This window comes from Parendozoicomonas callyspongiae (genome assembly GCF_023502345.1).
Taxonomy (GTDB): Bacteria; Pseudomonadota; Gammaproteobacteria; order Pseudomonadales; family Endozoicomonadaceae; genus Sansalvadorimonas; species Sansalvadorimonas callyspongiae.
In genome coordinates this window covers 205,590-225,143 of sequence record NZ_JAMFLX010000004.1, presented here as the reverse complement: position 1 = coordinate 225,143, position 19,554 = coordinate 205,590, and the positions used below count along the sequence as shown (strand labels likewise).

Sequence of the window (19,554 nt, the reverse complement as noted above, 5' to 3'; positions counted from 1 at the left end):
GGTCAACTTATAATCCCCCTTTACCCATAAGTAACGATTGTTGCCAATGAGCCATACTCCAATTGCCGACCTGCTGGCCGGCCAGAAGCCAAAAGACAGTGAAGTTGAACTGTGCGGCTGGATCCGCACTCGTCGTGACTCCAAGGCTGGAATGTCCTTCCTGGCCGTACACGATGGCAGCTGCTTCGATCCTATTCAGGTCATCGCCGAGAGCGACCTCCCGAATTACGAAGAGGAAGTTCAGAAGCTGACCGCAAGCTGCAGTGTTCGCGTTAAGGGTATCCTGGTTGAATCGCCTGCCAAGGGTCAGGACTGGGAAATCAAAGCGACGTCCGTAGAAGTTCTGGGTTGGGTTGATGATCCTGAAACCTACGCCATGCAGCCCAAGCGCCACTCTATGGAGCACCTGCGTGAGCATGCTCACCTGCGTCCGCGCACCAACATCATCGGTGCCATGAACCGTATCCGTCACGCAGCAGCAAACAGCATCCACAACTTCTTTGACCGTAACGGTTACATGTGGGTAAACACTCCGCTGATCACTGCTTCCGACTGTGAAGGTGCCGGCGAATTGTTCCGTGTCTCCACACTGGATTTCAATAACCTGCCCCGCACTGACAAAGGCGAAGTTGATTTCAACGAAGACTTCTTCGGCAAGCAGTCCTTCCTGACTGTATCCGGTCAGCTGAACGCTGAAGCCCTGGCCTGTGCCATGAGCAAGGTTTACACCTTCGGCCCGACCTTCCGTGCTGAAAACTCCAACACCAGTCGTCACCTGGCTGAGTTCTGGATGGTTGAACCTGAAGTAGCCTTCGCAGACCTAAACGATGTTGCCAACCTGGCTGAAGAAATGCTCAAGACTGTCTGCAAAGAGATTCTGGAGAAGCGCGCTGACGATATGGCCTTCTTCAACCAGCGAGTTGATAAGACCTGCATCGAGCGCGTGAAGACACTGGCTGAGTCCAGCTTTACCCGTATGACCTACACCGAGTGCATCGACGTTCTGCTGAAGTCTGGCAAGAAATTTGAGTTCGCCGTTGAGTGGGGCATCGATATGCAGTCCGAGCACGAACGCTTCCTGGCGGAAGAGCATGTGAAAGGTCCAATCGTTGTGACTGACTACCCAGCCAGCATCAAACCGTTCTACATGCGTATGAACGAAGATGGTAAGACTGTTGCGGCCATGGACGTTCTGGCTCCCGGCATTGGTGAGATTATCGGCGGTAGCCAGCGTGAAGAGCGTCTGGACGTACTGGATGCCCGTATTGAAGCTCAGGGCATGAATAAGGACGATTACGCCTGGTATCGTGACCTGCGCCGCTACGGCACCGTGCCGCACGCTGGCTTCGGTCTGGGCTTTGAGCGCCTGCTGAGCTACCTGACTGGTGTTCAGAATATCCGTGAAGCGATTCCATTCCCACGGACTCCACGTAACGCTGCTTTCTAAGCTTCCAATAAAATCTAAAAAACCCGCTTAAACTCCTACAGTTAGCGGGTTTTTTTGTATTGAAGCATCAAAGCCTATGTTGGCGACATAACGTATATTCCGACTCGGGAAGAAGCCCAACAGTCCATATTTGAATATATTGAAGTGTTTTATAACCGCCAGAGAAAGCACTCAATTAATGGTTACCTGGCACCGTTCAGATATGAACAACAGCTTGCCAAGGTAGCGTAAAAAAGTGTCCGGAAAACTCTTGCCATACCAGCTCTCTCCCCGAAGAACAAGTAAAGCGTCTTTGTTTTTCCTCTAAGATTAAGGCCTGAGTCTACACAGGCCTTATCTCTTTCAACGCAGGTCTTCTATTACAAGACCATCTTTAACTATCTCGCCATCATCAACCCGTCTGGCTTTGCCCTTTAGCTTGCAGATGATCTTGATAGTGGCTTCTATGGCATTCGTATCCATTTCTGCATCACCTTCACAAAGCAGAGTCATGCTGTCCCGGCTATCAATAGATTCAACTACCAGACGTGCCCGGTTAATTTCAGGGTGCTTTTGCACAACCTCTGAAATCTGGCAGGGGTGAACAAATAGACCTTTCACCTTAGTGGACTGATCTGCCCGCCCCATCCAGCCGCGAATACGCATATTGGTTCGGCCGCAGGGGCTTCTTCCTGGTAATACAGCAGTAAGGTCTCCAGTGGCAAAGCGGAACAGTGGATATTCGGAATTAAATACCGTTACCAGTATTTCGCCGACTTCCCCTTCCTGAACAGGGTCACCGGTTTCGGGTTTTACAATTTCCAGAATGATATCTTCAGCAGCAATCATTCCTTCCTGAGCTTCTGATTCATAGGCGATCAAACCAGCGTCGGCTGTTGCGTAGGCCTGGACGCAGCGGATTCCACGCTTGGTAAACTCTGTGCGCAAGGCTTCAGGTAGTCCTTCACCTGTGACCAGAGCCTTGTCCATAAAGGAGATATCCAGCCCCTGCTCATCAGCCTTTTCCAGAAGAGTTTTCAGGAATGATGGTGTACCTGCATAACCGTTAGGACGCAGAGATTCAATCACCCGCAGTTGTTGCTCTGTCTGGCCCACACCGGCAGGAATGACTGCACAACCACAGGCTCTGGCACCGGAATCAAGGATAAAACCGCCAGGGCTTAGGTGGTAGGAAAGGGTGTTGTGAACAATATCCCCTTCACGAAAACCAGCAGCATACAAGGCTCGTCCCATTCGCCACCAGTCTTTGGTTTTCCCTTCTGGTTCATGAATTGGGCCGGGTGACTGAAATAGTCGGCCCATGGTTCCGGCGGGCTGGCCATTTAAACCACCAAAAGGCGGAACCTGTTTTTGAAGTTCAATCAGGTCAGATTTACGGGTAACCGGAAGTTTGGCAAGAGCTTCTCGGGAATCAATCGTTTCCGGATCAACTCCAGCCAGATGTTTGGCATAGAAAGGTGAGTGCTCCAGAGCATGAGCCAGACTGACCTGCAACTGAGTGATAAGTGAGAGCTCACGTTCATAGGGGCGAAACTGTTCTTTGCGATCAAAAAACATGGTGAATCCCCCGTTATAACCAGCGCTTACGGCGCTTGTAGGACTTCAGGTTCTTGAAGCTTTTTCTTTCGTCACTGCCACCCAGATAGAATTCTTTGACATCCTGGTTATCCAGCAGCTTTTCTCTTGATCCATCAAGAACCACTTTCCCGGATTCCATAATGTAACCGTAATCGGCGCACTTCAAGGCAAAGTTGGCATTCTGTTCAACCAGCAACATGGTGATACCCTGCTCCTTATTGATCTTCTCGATAATGCCAAAGACTTCCTTAACCAGGAGCGGTGAGAGACCCATGGACGGCTCATCCAGCAGAATCATTTTGGGCTTGGCCATCAACGCTCGGCCTATAGCCAGCATCTGCTGTTCACCACCGGAGAGATAACCGGCCAGCCCGGTACGTTCTTTCAGGCGGGGGAAATATTCAAAGACCATTTCGATATCATTGCGGATATCGCCTTCCTTACGGGTATAGGCACCCAGGCGAAGGTTTTCGATGCAGGTCATATCCTCAATAATACGGCGGCCTTCCATCACCTGGAAAATACCGGAGCGAACGATCTCTTCGGCATTTTTGCGATCGATCCGCTCACCCATAAAGCTGATTTCGCCACGGCTGACTTCACCATCTTCGGTTTTCAAAAGACCGGAGATCGCTTTCAGAGTGGTTGATTTTCCTGCACCGTTTGGGCCAAGCAGCGTTACGATCTGGCCCTGATGCACATCAAGGCTGACACCACGAAGAACCAGAATCACTTCATCGTAGACAACCTCAATATTATTAATACTGAGTAGAGGCTCTGCCGGTTCCAGCTTTCTGGCTTCCATAGATTTCTCCGGACTTCTTATTATTATTTATAAATGGGAATCCTTTCCCGGTTTAGCTCCTGCTCCGCAGGAGATTAATAGCCAAGCCAGTCTTCACGGCGTGGCAGAGTGACCTGAGAGATACGGTCCACCTTGATATCGCCACCATTCCACTTGGTCTGGTAAACATTCACGGTGTTAATGCCACGATGGTCTTCTGCATTCCAGCTGGCAGGCAGGCAGACACCGTCCATACCGGTTGGAACCCAGTCCTTCTTGGCATACATACCTTTCTTGATGTTCTCACCAGTGATACCGCCGTTAGCCTTGGCCCACTTCATAGCTTCAGACATATAGAGGGTGGAGCAGACACCGCGAACATAGTGGTGGGTCTGGAAACTGGTGTCTCGGCCAGCCGCCTCTGCAATCTTGTGTACAGTCTTCATGGCCGGAGTTTTGTCAGACCAGAAAGGTGTTATGGCTGGGAATACATAGTTATCAATGCCTTCACCAACAGCTTCAAAAGTCAGCTTGTCACCACCCCAGATATTGGACATGAACTGGATATCGGTTCCAACGGTATCGCAGGATTTGATCAGGGAAACGATAGAGCCGCCCAGGTTGGCAACGTAGCCATAGTTGGCACCAGTCGTCTTGATAGACAGGCATTGCGCTTTAAAGTCGCCGGGCTTCATGGATACAACCACTGGTGGTTTTACATCAAAGCCAATCTCTTCTGCGTATTCTGCACAGGCTGCTTTAGGAGCATTGGGGTAAGGATGGTTATCTCCGATATGCACAAAGCCAGGTTTGCCGCTGTTGCCTTTACCTTCCCAGTCTTCCTTGGCCCACTTCACCAGTGCACGACAGGTGTCGGAATAAGAAGCCCCATAGAAGAAGTTATAGGGAGCTGGTTTTTTGGTTTTCGGATTTTTGCCGGTTGGGTCAGTCAGGTGACCAGAGTAAGAGGCTGAGAAAACCGGAACCTGATCCTTGGCAACAAAGGAGATCAGAGCTTCAGTATCAGCTGTCCCCCAGCCCTGCATGGCAACCATACCTTTACGGGCAGTCCACTTTTTATAGTTGCTGATGGCCTGGGGAACCTTGTAAGCGTAATCAATGGTTTCTGATTCGATCATGGTGCCATCGATACCACCCTGGGTATTAATCCAGGCCAGAGTATCCTTGATACCATCTGCGTAGTACTTACCAACAAAGGCTGTTGGGCCAGAGTAGTCAGCCAGGTGTCCGACAAAGACCTTGTCGGTCGCAGCTGACGCACTCAATGGCAGTAATGCTCCTAATACCCCGGCAGCACCTGCAATCAGTGCTTTTTTCAGGTTGGAAGGCATAGCGTCTCTCTCCTTTTTGTTTTTATTGTCGACACTAGGTTTTTAGGTTCTGTTGTCATAAGTTTATGCATTCAGCGCCAGCGAGGCTTTTCAGATCTAGACGCAGGCGTGAAGGAATACTGGTTGTCTTTCGAACGGCTGCAACGACGAGTTGGAAAGCCTCGCTGGCGCCCTTCGGGTGGCCCAGAAAGCCGCTACTCACTTCGTCAGGCTTGCTTGATGTAGAACCACTACACCTTCACAAGCCTTTCTTGCGATTAGCGGCTTTCTGAGCCACTGAATCGCATAAACTTATGACAACAGAACCTAATAATGTGCGCTATTAATAAGCAAACGGGTAGTACTTCCAATAGGCTTTAATCTGCTTCCAGCGATGAGCCAAACCATCTGGCTCAAAAATCAGGAATAGAATAATCACCAGACCAATCGCCATTTCCTTAAAGTAACTCAGGTTTTCAACCACATTTCCAGCTGAAACAAGACCACTGTGAGTGATTAAACCAACAATAGCTTCCAATACTTCAGGAAGAAGTACGATAAAGATGGTTCCCATCAATGCGCCCTGAACAGAACCAAGACCTCCGATAATAATCATCGCCAGGAACTGTACTGACATCATCAGGGTAAAACCTTCCGCAGAAACAAAGCCCAGATAATGACCATAAAGCGCACCACCAATACCGGCATAGAAAGATGAAACCCCAAAGGAGAGCAGACGATACCAGGTCAGATTGATACCCATAATCTCTGCAGAAAGGTAATGATCCCGCACTGCTACAAAAGCCCGGCCATCCCGGCTGCGCATCAGGTTGGCACCCCAGAGATACATAAAGACCAGGGCAAACAGAGCTATGTAGAAGAAGGATTCATCGGAATCAAAGGCATAGCCAAACAGGATCACCGGTTCAGCCGCAGCACCATAAGCACCACCGGAGAACCATTCTGCACGGGCAAAGAAGTCCTCGATAATGAACTGGGCTGCCAGTGTGGCGATAGCCAAGTACAGACCTTTGATCCGCGCTGCAGGCAAACCAAACAGCATCCCCACAGCCATGGTAAACCAGCCAGCCATCGGAATAGATATCCACACCGGAATGGCAAAGCTATTGGTAAACCAGGCCGAGGCAAAAGCGCCAAAGCCAAAGAAGGCTCCGTGACCAAGAGATATCTGCCCGGTAAAACCAACCAGAATATTAAGACCAAGTGCTGCGATAGCCAGATAGGAAATCTGGATAAACAGCGTCAGGTAGTAGGCATCCAGAACAAGCGGTGCAAAGCAGAGCCCAATCACTGAAGCAATAGCTACTGCCTGAATAAGGCGGGTGTCGAATATCCGGGTATCCGCCTTATAAGTGGTGCGAAAATCACCACAGGGTCGCATGGAAAGTGTAATCATTGTTCTTATTCTCTCTTTCCCGCATTTAAGTAACAGTTATTCCTTGGAATAACTGTTACGGGTATTAGTTTAAATCCGCTCAATATCTTTAGTACCAAACAAACCGTAGGGTTTTATGGTCAGAATAATCAGCAGTACATAGAACGGCGCGATGGTGTAAAGGTTGCCGATATGGAGATACTGACTGTCGATAAACTCAGCCAGGTTTTCCAGCAGACCAATGGTGATACCGCCCACTACGCCACCAACAATGGAATCAAGCCCCCCCAGAATCACCGCCGGGAACACCTTGATACCAATAAATGATAGGGCGCCGGAAACACCGTTCACCATACCAATTACAATACCGGCAGTAGCGGAGACCATGGCTGAAATCGCCCAGCTGGCAGCAAACACTTTGGAAACCGAAATACCCAGGCTGCTGGCAACCTGCTGATCAAAAGCGGTAGCCCGCATAGCCAGACCCATCTTGGAGTAGCGGAAGAACCAGTAGAAACCGGCCATCATAATCACAGAGAAGATCAGGCTCAGGATATAAGCCATCTCGATATTCATTCCAAGGAAGGTCACAGTCTGGGTTTCAAAGACTTGTGGATAAGACTCCGCAGACACACCAAACAACCATTTCATCAAAGCCTGGAAAAACATCGACAGGCCAATGGTGACCATAATCACCGAGATTATCGGTTCACCAATCATCGGTTTCAGGAACACCGCCTGTATCAATATTCCAAACACCGTCATAAATGCCAGCGTCAGCAGGAAGCCAACAAAGAATGGCAACTGTAACCAGACCAGCGTTGCCCAGCAGATCCAGGCACCAATCAGCAGGAACTCACCCTGGGCAAAGTTCACCACCTGGGTGGATTTGTAGATCAGCACAAAGCACATGGCGACTACGCCATAAAGCAGGCCGACGATCAGACCATTCACGGTCAGCTGTAACAGAAGATCCCAGTTCATGATGCCAGCCTCCTTTGCGCTTCAGTTTTATCCATAATTGGTGTGTCTAAATGGAGTTTGACCACTTCCAGCGTGGTTTGAATCCGGCTCTGGCTGCCATCCTGAAAGGTAATCATGGTATCGATATCCACTGAGTCGCTGTTGTCATACAGGGCATCGATTATATCGGCGTACTTCTCGGCAATAACGCCACGACGTACTTTGCGGGTTCGGGTTAGTTCGCCATCGTCGGCATCCAGTTCCTTGTACAGCAACATAAAGCGCTGCACCCGCTGGCTTTCCGGCAGTGATTCATTCACTTCATCTATCGCCTTGCGAATCAGGTCACGCACTTCCGGCCGTGCCGAGAGATTGGTGTAGTTGGTAAAGGAAATGCCCTGACTTTCCGCCCACTTGGAAACAATGCTGAAACGGATACAGATAATAGCGGTCAGGTTAGGTTTATCTTTTCCGAGAACTACTGCCTCCGCCACGTAAGGTGAGAACTTCAACTTGTTCTCAATATATTGAGGGGAGAAACGAACACCGTTGGAGGTTTCGGCCAGATCCTTGATCCGGTCAATCACCACCAGATGGCGGTTATCCTTCTTGATATAACCGGCATCGCCGGTATGCATCCAGCCATCCCGTACATCTTCATCATAAGCCTGCTGGTTCTTGTGGTAGCCGGTAAACATGCCAGTGGTTCGGGCAACAATTTCGCCCACACCGTTTTCATCGGGATTCCCGATACGCAGTTCACTGTTATCGAACGGCACACCCACCGATTCATAATCCATATCGTTGTTCTGGTGAATGGTGTAAGCGCCGGCCATTTCTGTCTGGCCGTAAAGCTGCTTCAGGGGAACACCCATCAGGTTAAACAGTTTGAAAGTATCTGGTCCCATGGCCGCACCACCGGTTGCAGCCGAAGTGAGGTTGGAGAAGCCAAGCCGGTCACGCAGAGCCTTCATCAGAATTAACTCAGCCAGAGCTGACTTCTTGCCTTTCTCCATGGCGCTTTCAGCCAGTTTCATTCCCAGGTTAAACAGCTTCTGTTTAAGGGGCTGGGAATCCATCATCCGGGAGTGAATCTCGGCCGCAAGGTTTTCCCACACTCGAGGAGCCAGCAGAACAAAGTTTGGGCCAATCTCCCGCAGGTCCGACATCAGGGTTTCCTGTGTTTCCACAAAGTTCACCACCTGACGGTGCAGCAGGGCCTGCCCCACGGCGTAAACCTGCTCCATAATCCAGGGAAGTGGCAGAACCGAGACATAGTTATCACCGGCCTGCTTGGGATCAGCACGAAGATAGGCAGCACAGTGATCAAGGAATGGACCGGAATGATGTTTGGCCAGCTTGGGTTTTGAAGTAGTTCCTGAAGTTGTGCAGAGAATGGAAAGATCATCGCCTTTGGTGGCGGCAATCATCTTTAGATAGGTTTCGGGAGAGCGTTTATCAATAGCTTTGCCCAGCTCGTAAACTTTGCGTACATCGACCAGCCGCTGATCTTTATATTTACGCATTCCCCGAGGGTCGCAATACACAATCAGTTTGACTGAAGGTATCTGATCTTCCAGTTCCAGCAGTTTGTCACATTGCTCTTCATCTTCAGCAATCACCACCGAAGCTTCAGAGAAATTCAACAGATACTCTGTCTCTTCATGGAGAGAGTCCTGATAAATTCCCATGGAGTAACAGCGCAGTGAGTGAGCAGCGACTTCGCCCCAAACCCATTCTGGGCGGTTATCACCCAGCAGGGCAATCACTTCCTGCTCTTTAATACCCAGCTCTTTTAGTCCGAGAGCCAGCCACTTTACATGGTTGTTGTAATCCTGCCAGGTAAACTCCTGCCAGATACCAAACTCCTTTTCCCGCATGGCCACATCATCGGGATAGTGTTCAGCATTCCAGGCCAGAACCTTGGGAAAAGTGTCATACTGCTTGATATCGGGATACTGCATCAGGCGATCTCCTCTACAGCATCTTCTTCAACCAGCAACTCATCTTCCTCGCCCAGGTAAGCCTTCTTCACATGCTCGTTGGCCATAATCTCATCGGGCAGGCCTTCGGCGATCTTGCGGCCAAAGTCCAGCACCATAACCCGGTTGGAGATACCCATCACTACGCCCATATCGTGTTCAATCATCACCACGGTCATGCCCCACTCTTCATTGAGATCGAGAATAAAGCGGGCCATATCCTCCTTCTCTTCCTGGTTCATACCAGCCATGGGTTCATCAAGAAGAATCAGGTCAGGTTTCAGGGCAACAGCACGGGCAAGCTCTACTCTTTTACGCAAACCATAAGAGAGAGTGCCGGCCTGCTTTTTACGGATATGGGAGATTTCAAGAAAGTCGATAATGTCCTCAACTTCCCGACGATGCTTAAGCTCTTCTTTTTGAGCGCCGGAAACCCAGTACAGCGGGCCGGTAGTGAAGTTGTTTTTCAGCAGGTGATGGCGGCCAACCATAATATTGTCGAGCACCGACATATGGCCGAAAAGAGCGAGATTCTGAAAGGTCCGACCTATACCAAGGTCTGACCGTTCATTGGGCTTTAAGCTGGTCATCTCCTTACCTTTAAAGGTAATGGAACCATGGTTAGGACGGTAGCGGCCGGAGATACAGTTCAGCATGGAGGTTTTACCGGCACCATTGGGGCCGATAATGGAGAAGACTTCTCCCTTGCTAACCTTGAAGTTGACATCGGTCAGGGCCTTCACACCACCAAAGGCTAGCGACACCTGACTTATAGCGAGGAGCGGGGCAGCGGAATTCATGGTTACGCCTGTTGTTTTGTTTTTTATTTTTATTCTTTATCAGTTCAGAGCTTTTTTATTGGCTCAGGGCTGTGCAGCTTGTGGCTGTTTTTATGCTCACGGCAAGGATAAACACCATGAGGTATCAAGGACATACGACTTTAGTAGGGGGTAAGCCTGTGACTAATTGATAATTCTAAAAATTCATATGGTGAGTGACAATTCAGCTTTTGAACTGGAGCAAACTATGGAAAGGATTCGCTCACTCTCTCCTGACCTGAGTTCTCACTGCGGGGAAAGAGATTCTTTCGGGCGAAAAAAGGCCAAACAAGGAGCTTCCAGTCCGCTGTTACAGGTAGCCGGGGTCAGTAAATCCCTATCATCAGAAAATATTCCTGGCTTGGTATCTGATTCTTCCCAAAAGCTGTCAGAGTACTCTGCTACTCAGTTTTCTCCTGTATCTCCTGGCACGCTTGCTTATACAAAACGTTATGACCCAAAGAATACTTCTGGATTATCAGTTGCATCAGCAATTACACACTCACCCTCCTGCTCCGATGTTTCTTCAGAGCATGGAAGTGAAAATGGAGTAGTGGCAACCTCAACCTCGTTGGTAGTTCCTTCCATCACTATTACGTCACCAGGCAATGAGTCTCCTGCTGAAAATCTTACTGGTTTAGCCGGAACAATGAGAAGGGGATCTCTCAACCAGGCAAAGCTTATGGATCCAGATCAGCAGCTAAGTGAGTTTCTCTCATGTCGCAGCAGTTTGCGGCGAACATCGCTTCCACCTCCTTTGCTTAACAGGGAAAAGTCCAAAAAAGAGGCAACCATATCAGGTACATTCCCCAAAATTTGTGGGCTTGAGAATATTCTTAAAGATCCCAGACAAGGAATTCCAAAAGAACATCTTGAGGGGGTATCCGAAGCCGCACGCTGGAACCTGTGTGTAACAAGTATTCGCCCTGTGGCCAGAGTTGCTACAACGCCGATTCTGGCGAATGAACGCTCCAAAGGATTGGATTTTAAGGAGAAAACATCAGAGTGGGGGCCCCATGCGGCCTATCCACCTTTGGATCAGGGTTTAAGTAAACTGTTTGACGCTCCCTCCGATGTGATTCGCAAATATCAGGAGTCTGCTGATAAGAAATCCCATATGGCATCACAGCTTTCACTCACATTGGAGAGAATTAACGAGCTTAAGGGAATGCCCCTCCCGAAAACAGATATCCCTTTACTGGAAAATGTTCGCTGGTTTGAAAATGGTAATTGCTCCTTCACTGCTCGCCCGGCAGCCGGTTGCAAGCCCTATTTCTTTATGGGTATTTCTAACCCGGATGGAACTTTTGATATTAAAATTTTGACCTCAGCTGGATACAAACCGATGATGATATTCAAGGTTATTGCTGATTATGACCTTGGCTTCATTTATACACCCATGTCGAGAATAGATTTGTCCGGTGTCGATAAACCAGCTGTTCCACAAATCAGCCCAAAGACGATTAGGGAACGTATCGCTGTCTATGAAGCCCATATGCAAAAAAGAAGAGGTTCATCTCCAGTTGGGCAGCTTGCTGAGGATATTCAGCGGCTTCAAACCAGTGTGGCAAGTATGGATGTCTTCCTGAAACCCATGGATAAAAAACTGGGTAATCTGACGCAACGTCACCAGAGGATATTAAGATATTTCAACAGCGCTGTTGGCAGGTCAGATAAGAAGAATCCAATGTTCCATCATGGCCCTGATAATTTAAACCCGGCATCAGATCCTGCTTCCAACTATCCACTGACAGTGATAATTCCCTTTGATGTAGGCGTACTGAAAGATCACTACTACATGATAGAAAATGATGAAGAACTGACATTTGTTCTCCAGGTTTTAAAAAATCATGGTTATCACGCCCCTGTTAATCCTGAATGGACGGTAGGAAAAGTCGTTAAAGCAGAGTTTTCAACAATAAAAGAACTGACTCATTCGGAATGGGTTGGTCCTCTAATGGAGACAAAAAAGTCGAAGAGAAAATCCGGCCATTTAGATTTATTATGAAGTGGTAAATGGCCAGAAATCATCATGAACTTTTATTGACCATTTTGGTCAATTTCGCAGTTTCAGCCCCAGCTTTTCTGTTTAACCCCTCTTTCACGCGTTTCCCTGTTTTTTTTATTGCTCCGTGCCTAGTGTTGCACTTGCTGGTATCGCGTCTCCCCCATTGTTGCACTTGCTATAAAATATCCTTCGTTTTATCGAGGATTCTGTTGCACTTGCTTACTGGCTAATGTGAGATTTGTTGCACCTGATCGAGCAAAACAACCTGGCGGGACTGAACAAAATCTTTCCAGAAAAACTGCCACTATTGAAATTGATTTAAATCAATTAATTGCTTTCTATTCGCCTTATCTTTGATTCCGAGTTTGAACTTTTTCGTACAGAAAAACACAAACAGAGGGAATCAAGAATGAGAACGTTCAGTCATATTGGCATCCCCACTGACAAGATTCACGGAGAAGAAACCCATAACGTTGAAGGTGGTTTCCATATTACTGACTTTGAACAGTCGCCAAGCCGTGTTGAATGGCTGCGCTGTGAAGAGAAGTGTGGTCTGCCCGAAATGTTGCAGACAGTCGCCCATGTCGCTTATCAGGTTGATGACCTGGATAAGGAGCTGGAAGGTGCCAATGTATTGCTCGAACCCTGGATGGCTAATGAGCATCTGAGAATCGCTTTCATTATTGAAGATGATGCCCCTGTTGAATTAATGGAAGCCGTTCACTGAAAGCTGAAGTCATTCGTAAGGAGAAAGAATCATGACCATGAAAAAACTGATCAACAATCCTGAAAATCTGACTGTTGAACTGCTGGAAGGTATGGCTCTGGGATTTCCTGAGAAAGTAAAAATTGTTTCAGAGAAGATAGTTTGCCGTGCCAACCCCAAGCCAGAAAATAAAGTACGCATTGTGACTTTAGGCGGTGCTGGTCATGAACCTGCACTCAGCGGTTTTGTGGGCGAAGGTATGCTCGACTTTTCAGTAGTGGGCGATATTTTTGCAGCGCCAGGTGCCCCCAAGGTTTTTGAAGCCCTGAAGATGGCAAACTGTGACGCAGGTGTTCTGTTTATCGTTCTGAATCACGAAGGCGATGTTATGTCTGCCAATATGGCCATGGAAATGGCCAAGCGTGAAGGCCTGAACGTGAAGATGCTGCTGACTCATGAAGACATCAGTGCTGGTCTTGATGCGGAAGTGAAAGATCGCCGTGGTCTGGTTGGCTGTGTACCTGTTTACAAGATCGCCGGTGCGGCTGCTGAAGCTGGCCTGAGTCTGGATGAAGTGTATGAAGTGGCAGAGCGTATGCACAGTAATATGGCAACGCTGGCAGCGGCTCTGAAAACTGCAACTCATCCACAGTCCGGTCTGGAAATTGCCGAACTGGCAGATGACGAAATGGAAATTGGCATGGGTCAGCATGGTGAAGGCGGCGGTGGTCGCTGCAAGATCCTGACAGCGAATGAAGCCGCAGAAATTATGCTGGATAACCTGTGCAAGGCTATTCATGTAGAGGCTGGTGATGAGCTTATGCTGCTGTTGAACGGCGTAGGTGCAACCACTCTGATGGAACTTTTCCTGGTCAACCGCGCCTGCCATGTGGCACTGCGTGAGCGCGGTGCAACTGTCGCCTGCAGTGCTATTGATGAGTATCTCACAGTGCAGGAGATGGCAGGCTTCCAGATGTGTCTGGCCAGGGTTGATGCCCAGATGAAGGCTCTGTGGAAAGCGCCTTCCAATGCGCCTTACTGGGTTACCCGCTAACTCATACAACTCTCTTTTCAATTGAAACGTTTGGGCAGAAGGAAACTTCTGCCCAAGGGATACTTTTGCCTTGAGGAGGTGTGCCATGACCCAAACGCAATTATCAAGCCAACAGTTTTCCGAGATGTTAATGGCTGCCTCCCGGCAAGTCCTGGCCCATACCGACGAACTGAACAGGCTGGATACTGAAACTGGCGATGGCGACCATGGAACAACCATGCATCGCGCCATGACGGCTTTGCAAAACACCATCGAGAAAGACAGCGGTGAAAGCCGTAAGCAACTGGCAGACAGTGTTGGCTGGAACATCATGAGCCAGGATGGCGGCTCGGCCGGCATGCTGGTGGGCTCATTCTTTATGGGAATGAGTGAGTCACTTGAAGGTGGTCAGACTGCTGTACAGGAGATAGCTCTAGCACTGCGTGCAGGCACTAACCGGCTATTGTCCGGTAGCGGCGCAGGGGTTGGTGACAAAACCATGGTTGATGCGCTGGTTCCTGCTGTTGATGCCTTTGAAATGCTTGCTGAACAGGGAGCAGATATGGCATCGGCTTTTGAGGCTGCTGTGACTGCTGCCAGCAACGGGGCTGAAAATACCAAAGGAATGCTGCCAACCCGGGGCCGGGCCAAGAATATTGGTGAGCGTGCTTTAGGTCATCAGGATCCTGGAGCAACCAGCATGTCCATGATGTTTGCTGGATTCGCTGAATACTGGTCAGCATAACGAGTTAATAAGAAACGAGGGAACATTTATGGCTGATAAAGACGGTAGTGTTCTGGCCAAGGATTACGGGCTGGATACACCGCAGGCAGCAGAGGGCTTTCACCTTAAAGGAATGGCTCACTGTGGCTGGGGAATGAAGGATCGTTTATCCAAAATTTTCCGTCCGGATACGGGCAAAACTGTGATGCTGGCTTTCGACCATGGCTACATAATGGGGGCTACAGCGGGTCTGGAACGACTGGACCTGACTATCGAACCTTTGGCTCCCTACGCCGATGCCCTGATGGCAACCCGTGGTGGGCTGCGCACCTGTATTACTCCCAATCACAACAAGGCAGTAATTCTTCGTGCAACATCCGACGGGACTGTATTGAAGGATGATATGAGCAAGGGTATTGTCGGTGTTGATGTCGATGATGCTGTGCGTATGAATGCTTCTGCTATGGCTGTGCAGTGCTTTGTCGGGGCCGAGTATGAATGCCAGAGTCTGGAAAATCTGGTGCGGGTTATTGATGCCGGTAACCGGTTTGATATTCCTACACTTGCCGTGACGGCTGTGGGTAAGGAAATGGAACGCACTACCCGATACTTCACTTTGGCAACCCGTGTTCTGGCAGAGCTGGGTGCTCATATTGTGAAAACCTATTACTGCGATGATTTCGAAAAGGTTGCTGCAGCATGCCCGGTTCCCATTGTGATTGCCGGTGGCAAGAAGCTGCCGGAGCGTGATGCGCTGGATATGGTGTATCGCAGTATCAGTGATGGTGCGGCAGGTGTGGACATGGGACGAAATGTATTCCAGTCCGAATGCCCGGTGGCCATGATGGAAGCCATCAATACCATTGTGCATGACGGTGAAACCACCAACCATGCATGGGATATGTTCTGTTATGAGATGGACAGGCTGTCCTGATCAATATTCATAAAACAACAAATACAGGGATGTATTAAGAATGAGGAAATTGTCATGCCTCTTCGCAAATTTATTGTTATACCTCTGATTATTGCAGCACTGGCATTTATTATTCAGTGTGTTGATCAGGTTCTGCATGTGTACGCTTTTCCATTTGAAAATGCAGGCTTTGGCTGGATCGCATTTATCTCATGGGCCATGTATTTCATGGCAGGCTGCACTGTCAACGGTGGGATCAAGGTTTTCCTGAACTACGTCAGTGGCATTATTGCCTCAGTCGCCATTATGAGTATGGGCGGGCAGCTGGCTCCCTCGCTGGGATTCTTTGCTTTCCCCATAGCGGTATTTATTGTGGTTGTTTTCTGCATTCTGCTGGAACGTACCGAATGGTTTAACTTTATTCCTGCTCTGTTTGTCGGTGCCGGAACTTACTTTGGTTTTATGAGTTATGTACCAGGTGCAACTTTCCTGAATGCAGGCATTACTGAAATGATCTACTGCACTCTGGGATTGCTCTTTGGCTATGTGACTGTTTATCTGCGTGGGCATTATGAAGCCCATGTTGAAAAGCAGGAACATGAAGAGCATGCCAAAGGTCATGCCCATTAATTTATTACGCTCTGCTTAAGAAAGGCTTCCAGGATCCAGGTTCTGGAAGCCTTTCTTTCATTATCAGTTTGTTATTTCAGCTCCAGATACGCTCCCTTTCCCGACTCCTGCGCCGAGATTAAAACCAGAGTCTTGTTATCGTTACGGATACGCAGACTTCCTGAAAATTTTTTATCGGCAAGCAGGTTGGAGATATCGATACGAACCCATTTATTAACCTGGGGGGTATCAATGCGAAAAAAGGTGGTTTCTGTGTCCTCCGTTTCTGGTTGTGTTTCCCAGTCTATATGGGTGTCTTCCCATGAATTGTTTATCTCTTCAATCAGCAGCTTTGTTGCGCCTGTGCGAGCAAGGTGAAGGTGAAGTATTCCCTTGTTTATGTTGGTTATATCTCGTGGGCGAAACTTCAGCAGGCTGCTTCTGGAGTAGCTTTCATCAGAGGAATTTTTCACCACCAGGTTTTCTTTATGGGGGTAGTTTATTGTTTTATAGAATCCCCCCCTGACATAAGCATCCTGCTCGACAGGCAGCGAGGAATAAGCTGCTGTTCCTGTCAGGAATGCAGCAAGGGTGAGAGCCGTTTTGCAGATCTTGAACATATCAGGAAAGCCTGTAAGCGAGTGGGTGTCTAATAATAATCGTCACAAACGTTTACTTTTTTAGGGCTTTAGCCTTCTGATGCGAGGCAGTAGTTATGGACACCTCTCTAAGAGAGTAGAATCACTCTTTGAGGTGGCATATGACAACCAAGAAAAAACGTAACTTTCACTCTCCTGGATTCAAAACTGAAGCTCTGAAACTTGCAGAGAAAACAAGTATTCCCTCTGCGGCCAAAGAACTGGGCCTTCAAGAATCACAGCTCTATTCATGGCGTACAGTTGGAAATAGTAAAAAAGCGGCCACCTACTTCGCGAGAAATCAAAAGTAAAACGCTTTCGATTTATGCTGCAGCATAGTGGCCAGTTCTCAACAGTCAGAATGGCTTCAGTACTGCAGGTTTCACGGAGTGGGTATCACCGTTGGGCAAAAGGCCGTCATGAACCAAACCTGCGAGCCCAGAAGCAGCTAATGCGTGATCAACTTATTCTGGATGCTTTCCAGCGGAGCAAAAGCCGCTCTGGAGCTCGACGCATACAAAAAGACTTGGAGGATGACGGTTATCCATGCTGTCTAAAAACAATACGAGCAAGTATGAAACGACAGAACCTGGTTCCTAATGTAACTGTAACTTGCCCAAATTAATGGGTTGTCATTTGAATAGTTTATGAGTGCGAGGATTATAAAAAATAGATTGAGGTTAATTTTGTTTTGAAAAATTACATATTATGTGGCTATGAATAAGCGTGGCATGTAGTGATCAATGTTCACTTTGGTAGGCATGTTTCAGGTGAAAAAGTCGCAATCATGTTCGTATGGGTATAGATAAAAGTATCTTTGCGCTGAATAAGTTGATAATGGTTAATTAAAAAATATCTTTCCTATCAAAAAAGTTAACCACTTTGTTCGTTTGTTTTTGTTTTGGTGTATTTAATTAATAATCTGAGCCTGATTTCAAAAAAAGCTCTAAAGGTCACAATGAGTTAATTTTGATATTTCAGAATGAAAACATTCATATGAATTAAATTTGAATACGGTCATTTTATTGCTCTAAAGCAATTTTTGCCTTGATTTGTGGTCGTATGATTCGCCTGCATTAATTAATTACGGGTTTTATGAAATCGGTCCAACAAATCATTGGTAACAAAGAAGATTAAAGTTTGATCTTCATTTTTTGCCAGCAGGATACTTTTGTCTTGCGTTTTTGATACTGCTTTTTGGATAAAGCGAGTCCCGGTTTCGTATGCGCTAAATTTTCCTGGCTAACATATTTGAATTAACAAGTTGACTCATTTCAGTTGATTCATTTCAGTCAGGAACAAATACCCAAGGAGGACATTGTGGTTACTCTGAAGTATCTGCTTCAGCAGTCCACAGGTGCACCCGGTTATCCAACAGTTGATGTTGGTGACATAGTAAACCGAGGGCAATGTATTGCTGAACCCTCGGGCCTGGGCTGCAAGATCCATGCGAGTGCAACCGGCACAGTTAAAAGCATTACGGATCAATTCATTGAAATCGAAGCAGACAATCTTGATAACAAGGAATACTTGCCAATCAAGGACTGCGAAACAATTGCTGATTACGCCTTTGAAGCCGGAATTGTCGGTGCAGGTGGAGCAGGATTCCCCACACACATTAAATTGCAGACACAATTGGATGAAGGTTATGTGATTGCCAATGCGGCAGAATGCGAACCTGTGTTATCCCATAATATCGACTTTATTGAAGAAGATGCCTGTCTTCTTGTTAAAGGTCTGCAATATGCTATGGAATCAACTAATGCACAGCATGGTTTGATCGCTATTAAGAAGAAATACAAGCAGGCTGTTTCTTCTATTATGAAATCCCTGAAAGGGATTGAGCATATCGAAATTAAATGGTTGCCGGATTCCTATCCTTCCGGTGATGAACGGGTTGTTGTTCGCGAATTGCTGGGAGTATCACTGGCTCCCGGGGAACTGCCCTCTAAAGCCAATGCCGTTGTCTGCAATGTTGAAACATTGAAGAACCTGGCATTAGCCGTTGAACAGAAAAAACCGGTGATTGATAAAGATATCACCATCGGTGGACGAGTCAGGGATGCCCAGGAAGGGCAGGTATTTAAAAACGTACCGATTGGTCTTCCTCACAGTTTTCTAATTAATGCCTGTGGCGGATATCTGGAACCTTACGGTGAGATTGTTTCCGGTGGTCCATTTACCGGTTTCAGTGTTACTGAAGAAGATCCTATTACCAAAACAAGCGGCGGCCTTCTTGTTGCCATGCCGTTCCCATCAGAGAAACGCAAGGTTGGTTTGATTGCCTGTGAATGTGGCGCTCAGGAAGAACGCCTGCGGGAAATCGCTGATGGGATGGGCGCTGAGATTATTGCCGAGACCCGCTGCAAACGCATGGTTGATATCAACGGCCGTTACCGGTGCGACAAACCCGGCCAGTGTCCGGGGCAAACGGAAAAAGTCCTCTACTTAAAACGACAGGGGGCGGAGACGATCATCACCGGAACCTGTGAGGATTGAACGAATACCGTCATGAACGTAGCTCCCAGGTTGGGGGTCCCGATGTATCACAGCACTGATCACGTACTTCGCGCCGCAGGTCACAGGCTGTATCGATTTAAAAGATCGTAATTGTAAGAACATTT

The 19,554-nt window shown here is 47.9% G+C and carries 18 protein-coding genes and 1 pseudogene; 11 read left to right on the top strand and 8 right to left on the bottom strand.

What is annotated here, in order from left to right; genetic code table 11:
- The first annotated feature begins 46 nt into the window (after window positions 1-46).
- Both asnS and M3P05_RS04835 read left to right on the top strand, forming a co-directional pair.
- Window positions 47-1,447 carry an asparagine--tRNA ligase gene (asnS, locus tag M3P05_RS04840; RefSeq protein WP_249698237.1) on the top strand — a complete coding sequence of 467 codons (1,401 nt, stop codon included), beginning with the start codon at window positions 47-49 and terminating at the stop codon, window positions 1,445-1,447.
- Window positions 1,448-1,549: 102 nt separating this feature from the next.
- Window positions 1,550-1,678: pseudogene (locus M3P05_RS04835) on the top strand (IS3 family transposase); the annotation flags it as partial.
- Between the two features lie 111 nt (window positions 1,679-1,789).
- On the opposite strand, the gene M3P05_RS04830 reads toward M3P05_RS04835, so the two are convergent.
- The 7 genes from M3P05_RS04830 to M3P05_RS04800 form a co-directional block, all read right to left on the bottom strand.
- Window positions 1,790-3,004, bottom strand: a complete 1,215-nt coding sequence (locus tag M3P05_RS04830) for a phenylacetate--CoA ligase family protein (RefSeq protein WP_249698235.1) — start codon at window positions 3,002-3,004, stop codon at window positions 1,790-1,792.
- Window positions 3,005-3,017: 13 nt separating this feature from the next.
- Entirely contained in the window at window positions 3,018-3,830 is an 813-nt protein-coding gene (locus tag M3P05_RS04825) for an ABC transporter ATP-binding protein (RefSeq protein ID WP_249698234.1), read from the bottom strand.
- Window positions 3,831-3,904: 74 nt separating this feature from the next.
- Window positions 3,905-5,161: an ABC transporter substrate-binding protein gene (locus M3P05_RS04820; protein ID WP_249698233.1), complete on the bottom strand. Its 1,257-nt coding sequence runs from the start codon at window positions 5,159-5,161 to the stop codon at window positions 3,905-3,907.
- Between the two features lie 322 nt (window positions 5,162-5,483).
- Window positions 5,484-6,557 (bottom strand): branched-chain amino acid ABC transporter permease, encoded by a 1,074-nt coding sequence (locus M3P05_RS04815; protein WP_249698232.1) that lies wholly within the window; start codon window positions 6,555-6,557, stop codon window positions 5,484-5,486.
- Between the two features lie 69 nt (window positions 6,558-6,626).
- Entirely contained in the window at window positions 6,627-7,520 is an 894-nt protein-coding gene (locus M3P05_RS04810) for a branched-chain amino acid ABC transporter permease (protein ID WP_249698231.1), read from the bottom strand.
- Window positions 7,517-9,463: a long-chain fatty acid--CoA ligase gene (locus M3P05_RS04805; protein ID WP_249698230.1), complete on the bottom strand. Its 1,947-nt coding sequence runs from the start codon at window positions 9,461-9,463 to the stop codon at window positions 7,517-7,519. The genes M3P05_RS04810 and M3P05_RS04805 overlap by 4 nt, the downstream gene beginning before the upstream one ends.
- Window positions 9,463-10,281 (bottom strand): ABC transporter ATP-binding protein, encoded by an 819-nt coding sequence (locus M3P05_RS04800; RefSeq protein ID WP_249698229.1) that lies wholly within the window; start codon window positions 10,279-10,281, stop codon window positions 9,463-9,465. Before M3P05_RS04800 ends, M3P05_RS04805 begins: the two co-directional genes overlap by 1 nt.
- A 226-nt stretch (window positions 10,282-10,507) precedes the next feature.
- Here M3P05_RS04800 and M3P05_RS04795 point away from each other — a divergent pair, with 226 nt between their 5' ends.
- From M3P05_RS04795 to M3P05_RS04770, 6 genes are all read left to right on the top strand, one after another.
- On the top strand, window positions 10,508-12,307 hold the full coding sequence (locus M3P05_RS04795; protein ID WP_249698228.1) for a CyaA/EF/ExoY family adenylyl cyclase toxin: 1,800 nt from the start codon (window positions 10,508-10,510) through the stop codon (window positions 12,305-12,307).
- 409 nt (window positions 12,308-12,716) lie between these two features.
- The gene (locus tag M3P05_RS04790) at window positions 12,717-13,034 is read left to right on the top strand and encodes a hypothetical protein (protein WP_249698227.1); all 318 of its coding nucleotides are present in this window, start codon (window positions 12,717-12,719) and stop codon (window positions 13,032-13,034) included.
- Between the two features lie 31 nt (window positions 13,035-13,065).
- Complete coding sequence (locus tag M3P05_RS04785) at window positions 13,066-14,067, top strand: dihydroxyacetone kinase subunit DhaK (protein WP_249698226.1); 1,002 nt, start codon at window positions 13,066-13,068, stop codon at window positions 14,065-14,067.
- 85 nt (window positions 14,068-14,152) lie between these two features.
- Window positions 14,153-14,791, top strand: a complete 639-nt coding sequence (gene dhaL / locus M3P05_RS04780; RefSeq protein ID WP_249698225.1) for a dihydroxyacetone kinase subunit DhaL — start codon at window positions 14,153-14,155, stop codon at window positions 14,789-14,791.
- Between the two features lie 28 nt (window positions 14,792-14,819).
- Complete coding sequence (gene lsrF, locus M3P05_RS04775) at window positions 14,820-15,704, top strand: 3-hydroxy-5-phosphonooxypentane-2,4-dione thiolase (protein WP_249698223.1); 885 nt, start codon at window positions 14,820-14,822, stop codon at window positions 15,702-15,704.
- Window positions 15,705-15,758: 54 nt separating this feature from the next.
- Window positions 15,759-16,313: a DUF1097 domain-containing protein gene (locus M3P05_RS04770; RefSeq protein WP_249698222.1), complete on the top strand. Its 555-nt coding sequence runs from the start codon at window positions 15,759-15,761 to the stop codon at window positions 16,311-16,313.
- Between the two features lie 71 nt (window positions 16,314-16,384).
- Here the strand turns inward: M3P05_RS04770 and M3P05_RS04765 are convergent, their stop codons facing one another.
- Window positions 16,385-16,912: a CBM96 family carbohydrate-binding protein gene (locus M3P05_RS04765; protein WP_249698221.1), complete on the bottom strand. Its 528-nt coding sequence runs from the start codon at window positions 16,910-16,912 to the stop codon at window positions 16,385-16,387.
- Window positions 16,913-17,052: 140 nt separating this feature from the next.
- Here M3P05_RS04765 and M3P05_RS04760 point away from each other — a divergent pair, with 140 nt between their 5' ends.
- The 3 genes from M3P05_RS04760 (at window position 17,053) to prdC (ending at window position 19,540) form a co-directional block, all read left to right on the top strand.
- Window positions 17,053-17,241 (top strand): transposase, encoded by a 189-nt coding sequence (locus M3P05_RS04760; protein ID WP_249698220.1) that lies wholly within the window; start codon window positions 17,053-17,055, stop codon window positions 17,239-17,241.
- 14 nt (window positions 17,242-17,255) lie between these two features.
- Complete coding sequence (locus tag M3P05_RS21210; protein ID WP_408635860.1) at window positions 17,256-17,555, top strand: IS3 family transposase; 300 nt, start codon at window positions 17,256-17,258, stop codon at window positions 17,553-17,555.
- Between the two features lie 677 nt (window positions 17,556-18,232).
- Window positions 18,233-19,540, top strand: a complete 1,308-nt coding sequence (prdC, locus tag M3P05_RS04755) for a proline reductase-associated electron transfer protein PrdC (protein WP_332841997.1) — start codon at window positions 18,233-18,235, stop codon at window positions 19,538-19,540.
- The last annotated feature ends 14 nt before the right edge of the window (window positions 19,541-19,554 follow it).

What these genes read in the sequence shown, in the direction of transcription:
- M3P05_RS04785 (WP_249698226.1), top strand. Translation starts at nt 13,066, where the DNA reads ATGACCATGAAAAAACTGATCAACAATCCTGAAAATCTGACTGTTGAA.
- M3P05_RS04800 (WP_249698229.1), bottom strand. Translation starts at nt 10,281, where the DNA reads ATGAATTCCGCTGCCCCGCTCCTCGCTATAAGTCAGGTGTCGCTAGCC.
- M3P05_RS04830 (WP_249698235.1), bottom strand. Translation starts at nt 3,004, where the DNA reads ATGTTTTTTGATCGCAAAGAACAGTTTCGCCCCTATGAACGTGAGCTC.
- M3P05_RS21210 (WP_408635860.1), top strand. Translation starts at nt 17,256, where the DNA reads ATGCTGCAGCATAGTGGCCAGTTCTCAACAGTCAGAATGGCTTCAGTA.
- M3P05_RS04770 (WP_249698222.1), top strand. Translation starts at nt 15,759, where the DNA reads ATGCCTCTTCGCAAATTTATTGTTATACCTCTGATTATTGCAGCACTG.
- M3P05_RS04765 (WP_249698221.1), bottom strand. Translation starts at nt 16,912, where the DNA reads ATGTTCAAGATCTGCAAAACGGCTCTCACCCTTGCTGCATTCCTGACA.
- M3P05_RS04760 (WP_249698220.1), top strand. Translation starts at nt 17,053, where the DNA reads ATGACAACCAAGAAAAAACGTAACTTTCACTCTCCTGGATTCAAAACT.
- M3P05_RS04815 (WP_249698232.1), bottom strand. Translation starts at nt 6,557, where the DNA reads ATGATTACACTTTCCATGCGACCCTGTGGTGATTTTCGCACCACTTAT.
- M3P05_RS04805 (WP_249698230.1), bottom strand. Translation starts at nt 9,463, where the DNA reads ATGCAGTATCCCGATATCAAGCAGTATGACACTTTTCCCAAGGTTCTG.
- M3P05_RS04810 (WP_249698231.1), bottom strand. Translation starts at nt 7,520, where the DNA reads ATGAACTGGGATCTTCTGTTACAGCTGACCGTGAATGGTCTGATCGTC.
- lsrF (WP_249698223.1), top strand. Translation starts at nt 14,820, where the DNA reads ATGGCTGATAAAGACGGTAGTGTTCTGGCCAAGGATTACGGGCTGGAT.
- M3P05_RS04820 (WP_249698233.1), bottom strand. Translation starts at nt 5,161, where the DNA reads ATGCCTTCCAACCTGAAAAAAGCACTGATTGCAGGTGCTGCCGGGGTA.
- asnS (WP_249698237.1), top strand. Translation starts at nt 47, where the DNA reads ATGAGCCATACTCCAATTGCCGACCTGCTGGCCGGCCAGAAGCCAAAA.
- dhaL (WP_249698225.1), top strand. Translation starts at nt 14,153, where the DNA reads ATGACCCAAACGCAATTATCAAGCCAACAGTTTTCCGAGATGTTAATG.
- M3P05_RS04825 (WP_249698234.1), bottom strand. Translation starts at nt 3,830, where the DNA reads ATGGAAGCCAGAAAGCTGGAACCGGCAGAGCCTCTACTCAGTATTAAT.
- M3P05_RS04790 (WP_249698227.1), top strand. Translation starts at nt 12,717, where the DNA reads ATGAGAACGTTCAGTCATATTGGCATCCCCACTGACAAGATTCACGGA.
- M3P05_RS04795 (WP_249698228.1), top strand. Translation starts at nt 10,508, where the DNA reads ATGGAAAGGATTCGCTCACTCTCTCCTGACCTGAGTTCTCACTGCGGG.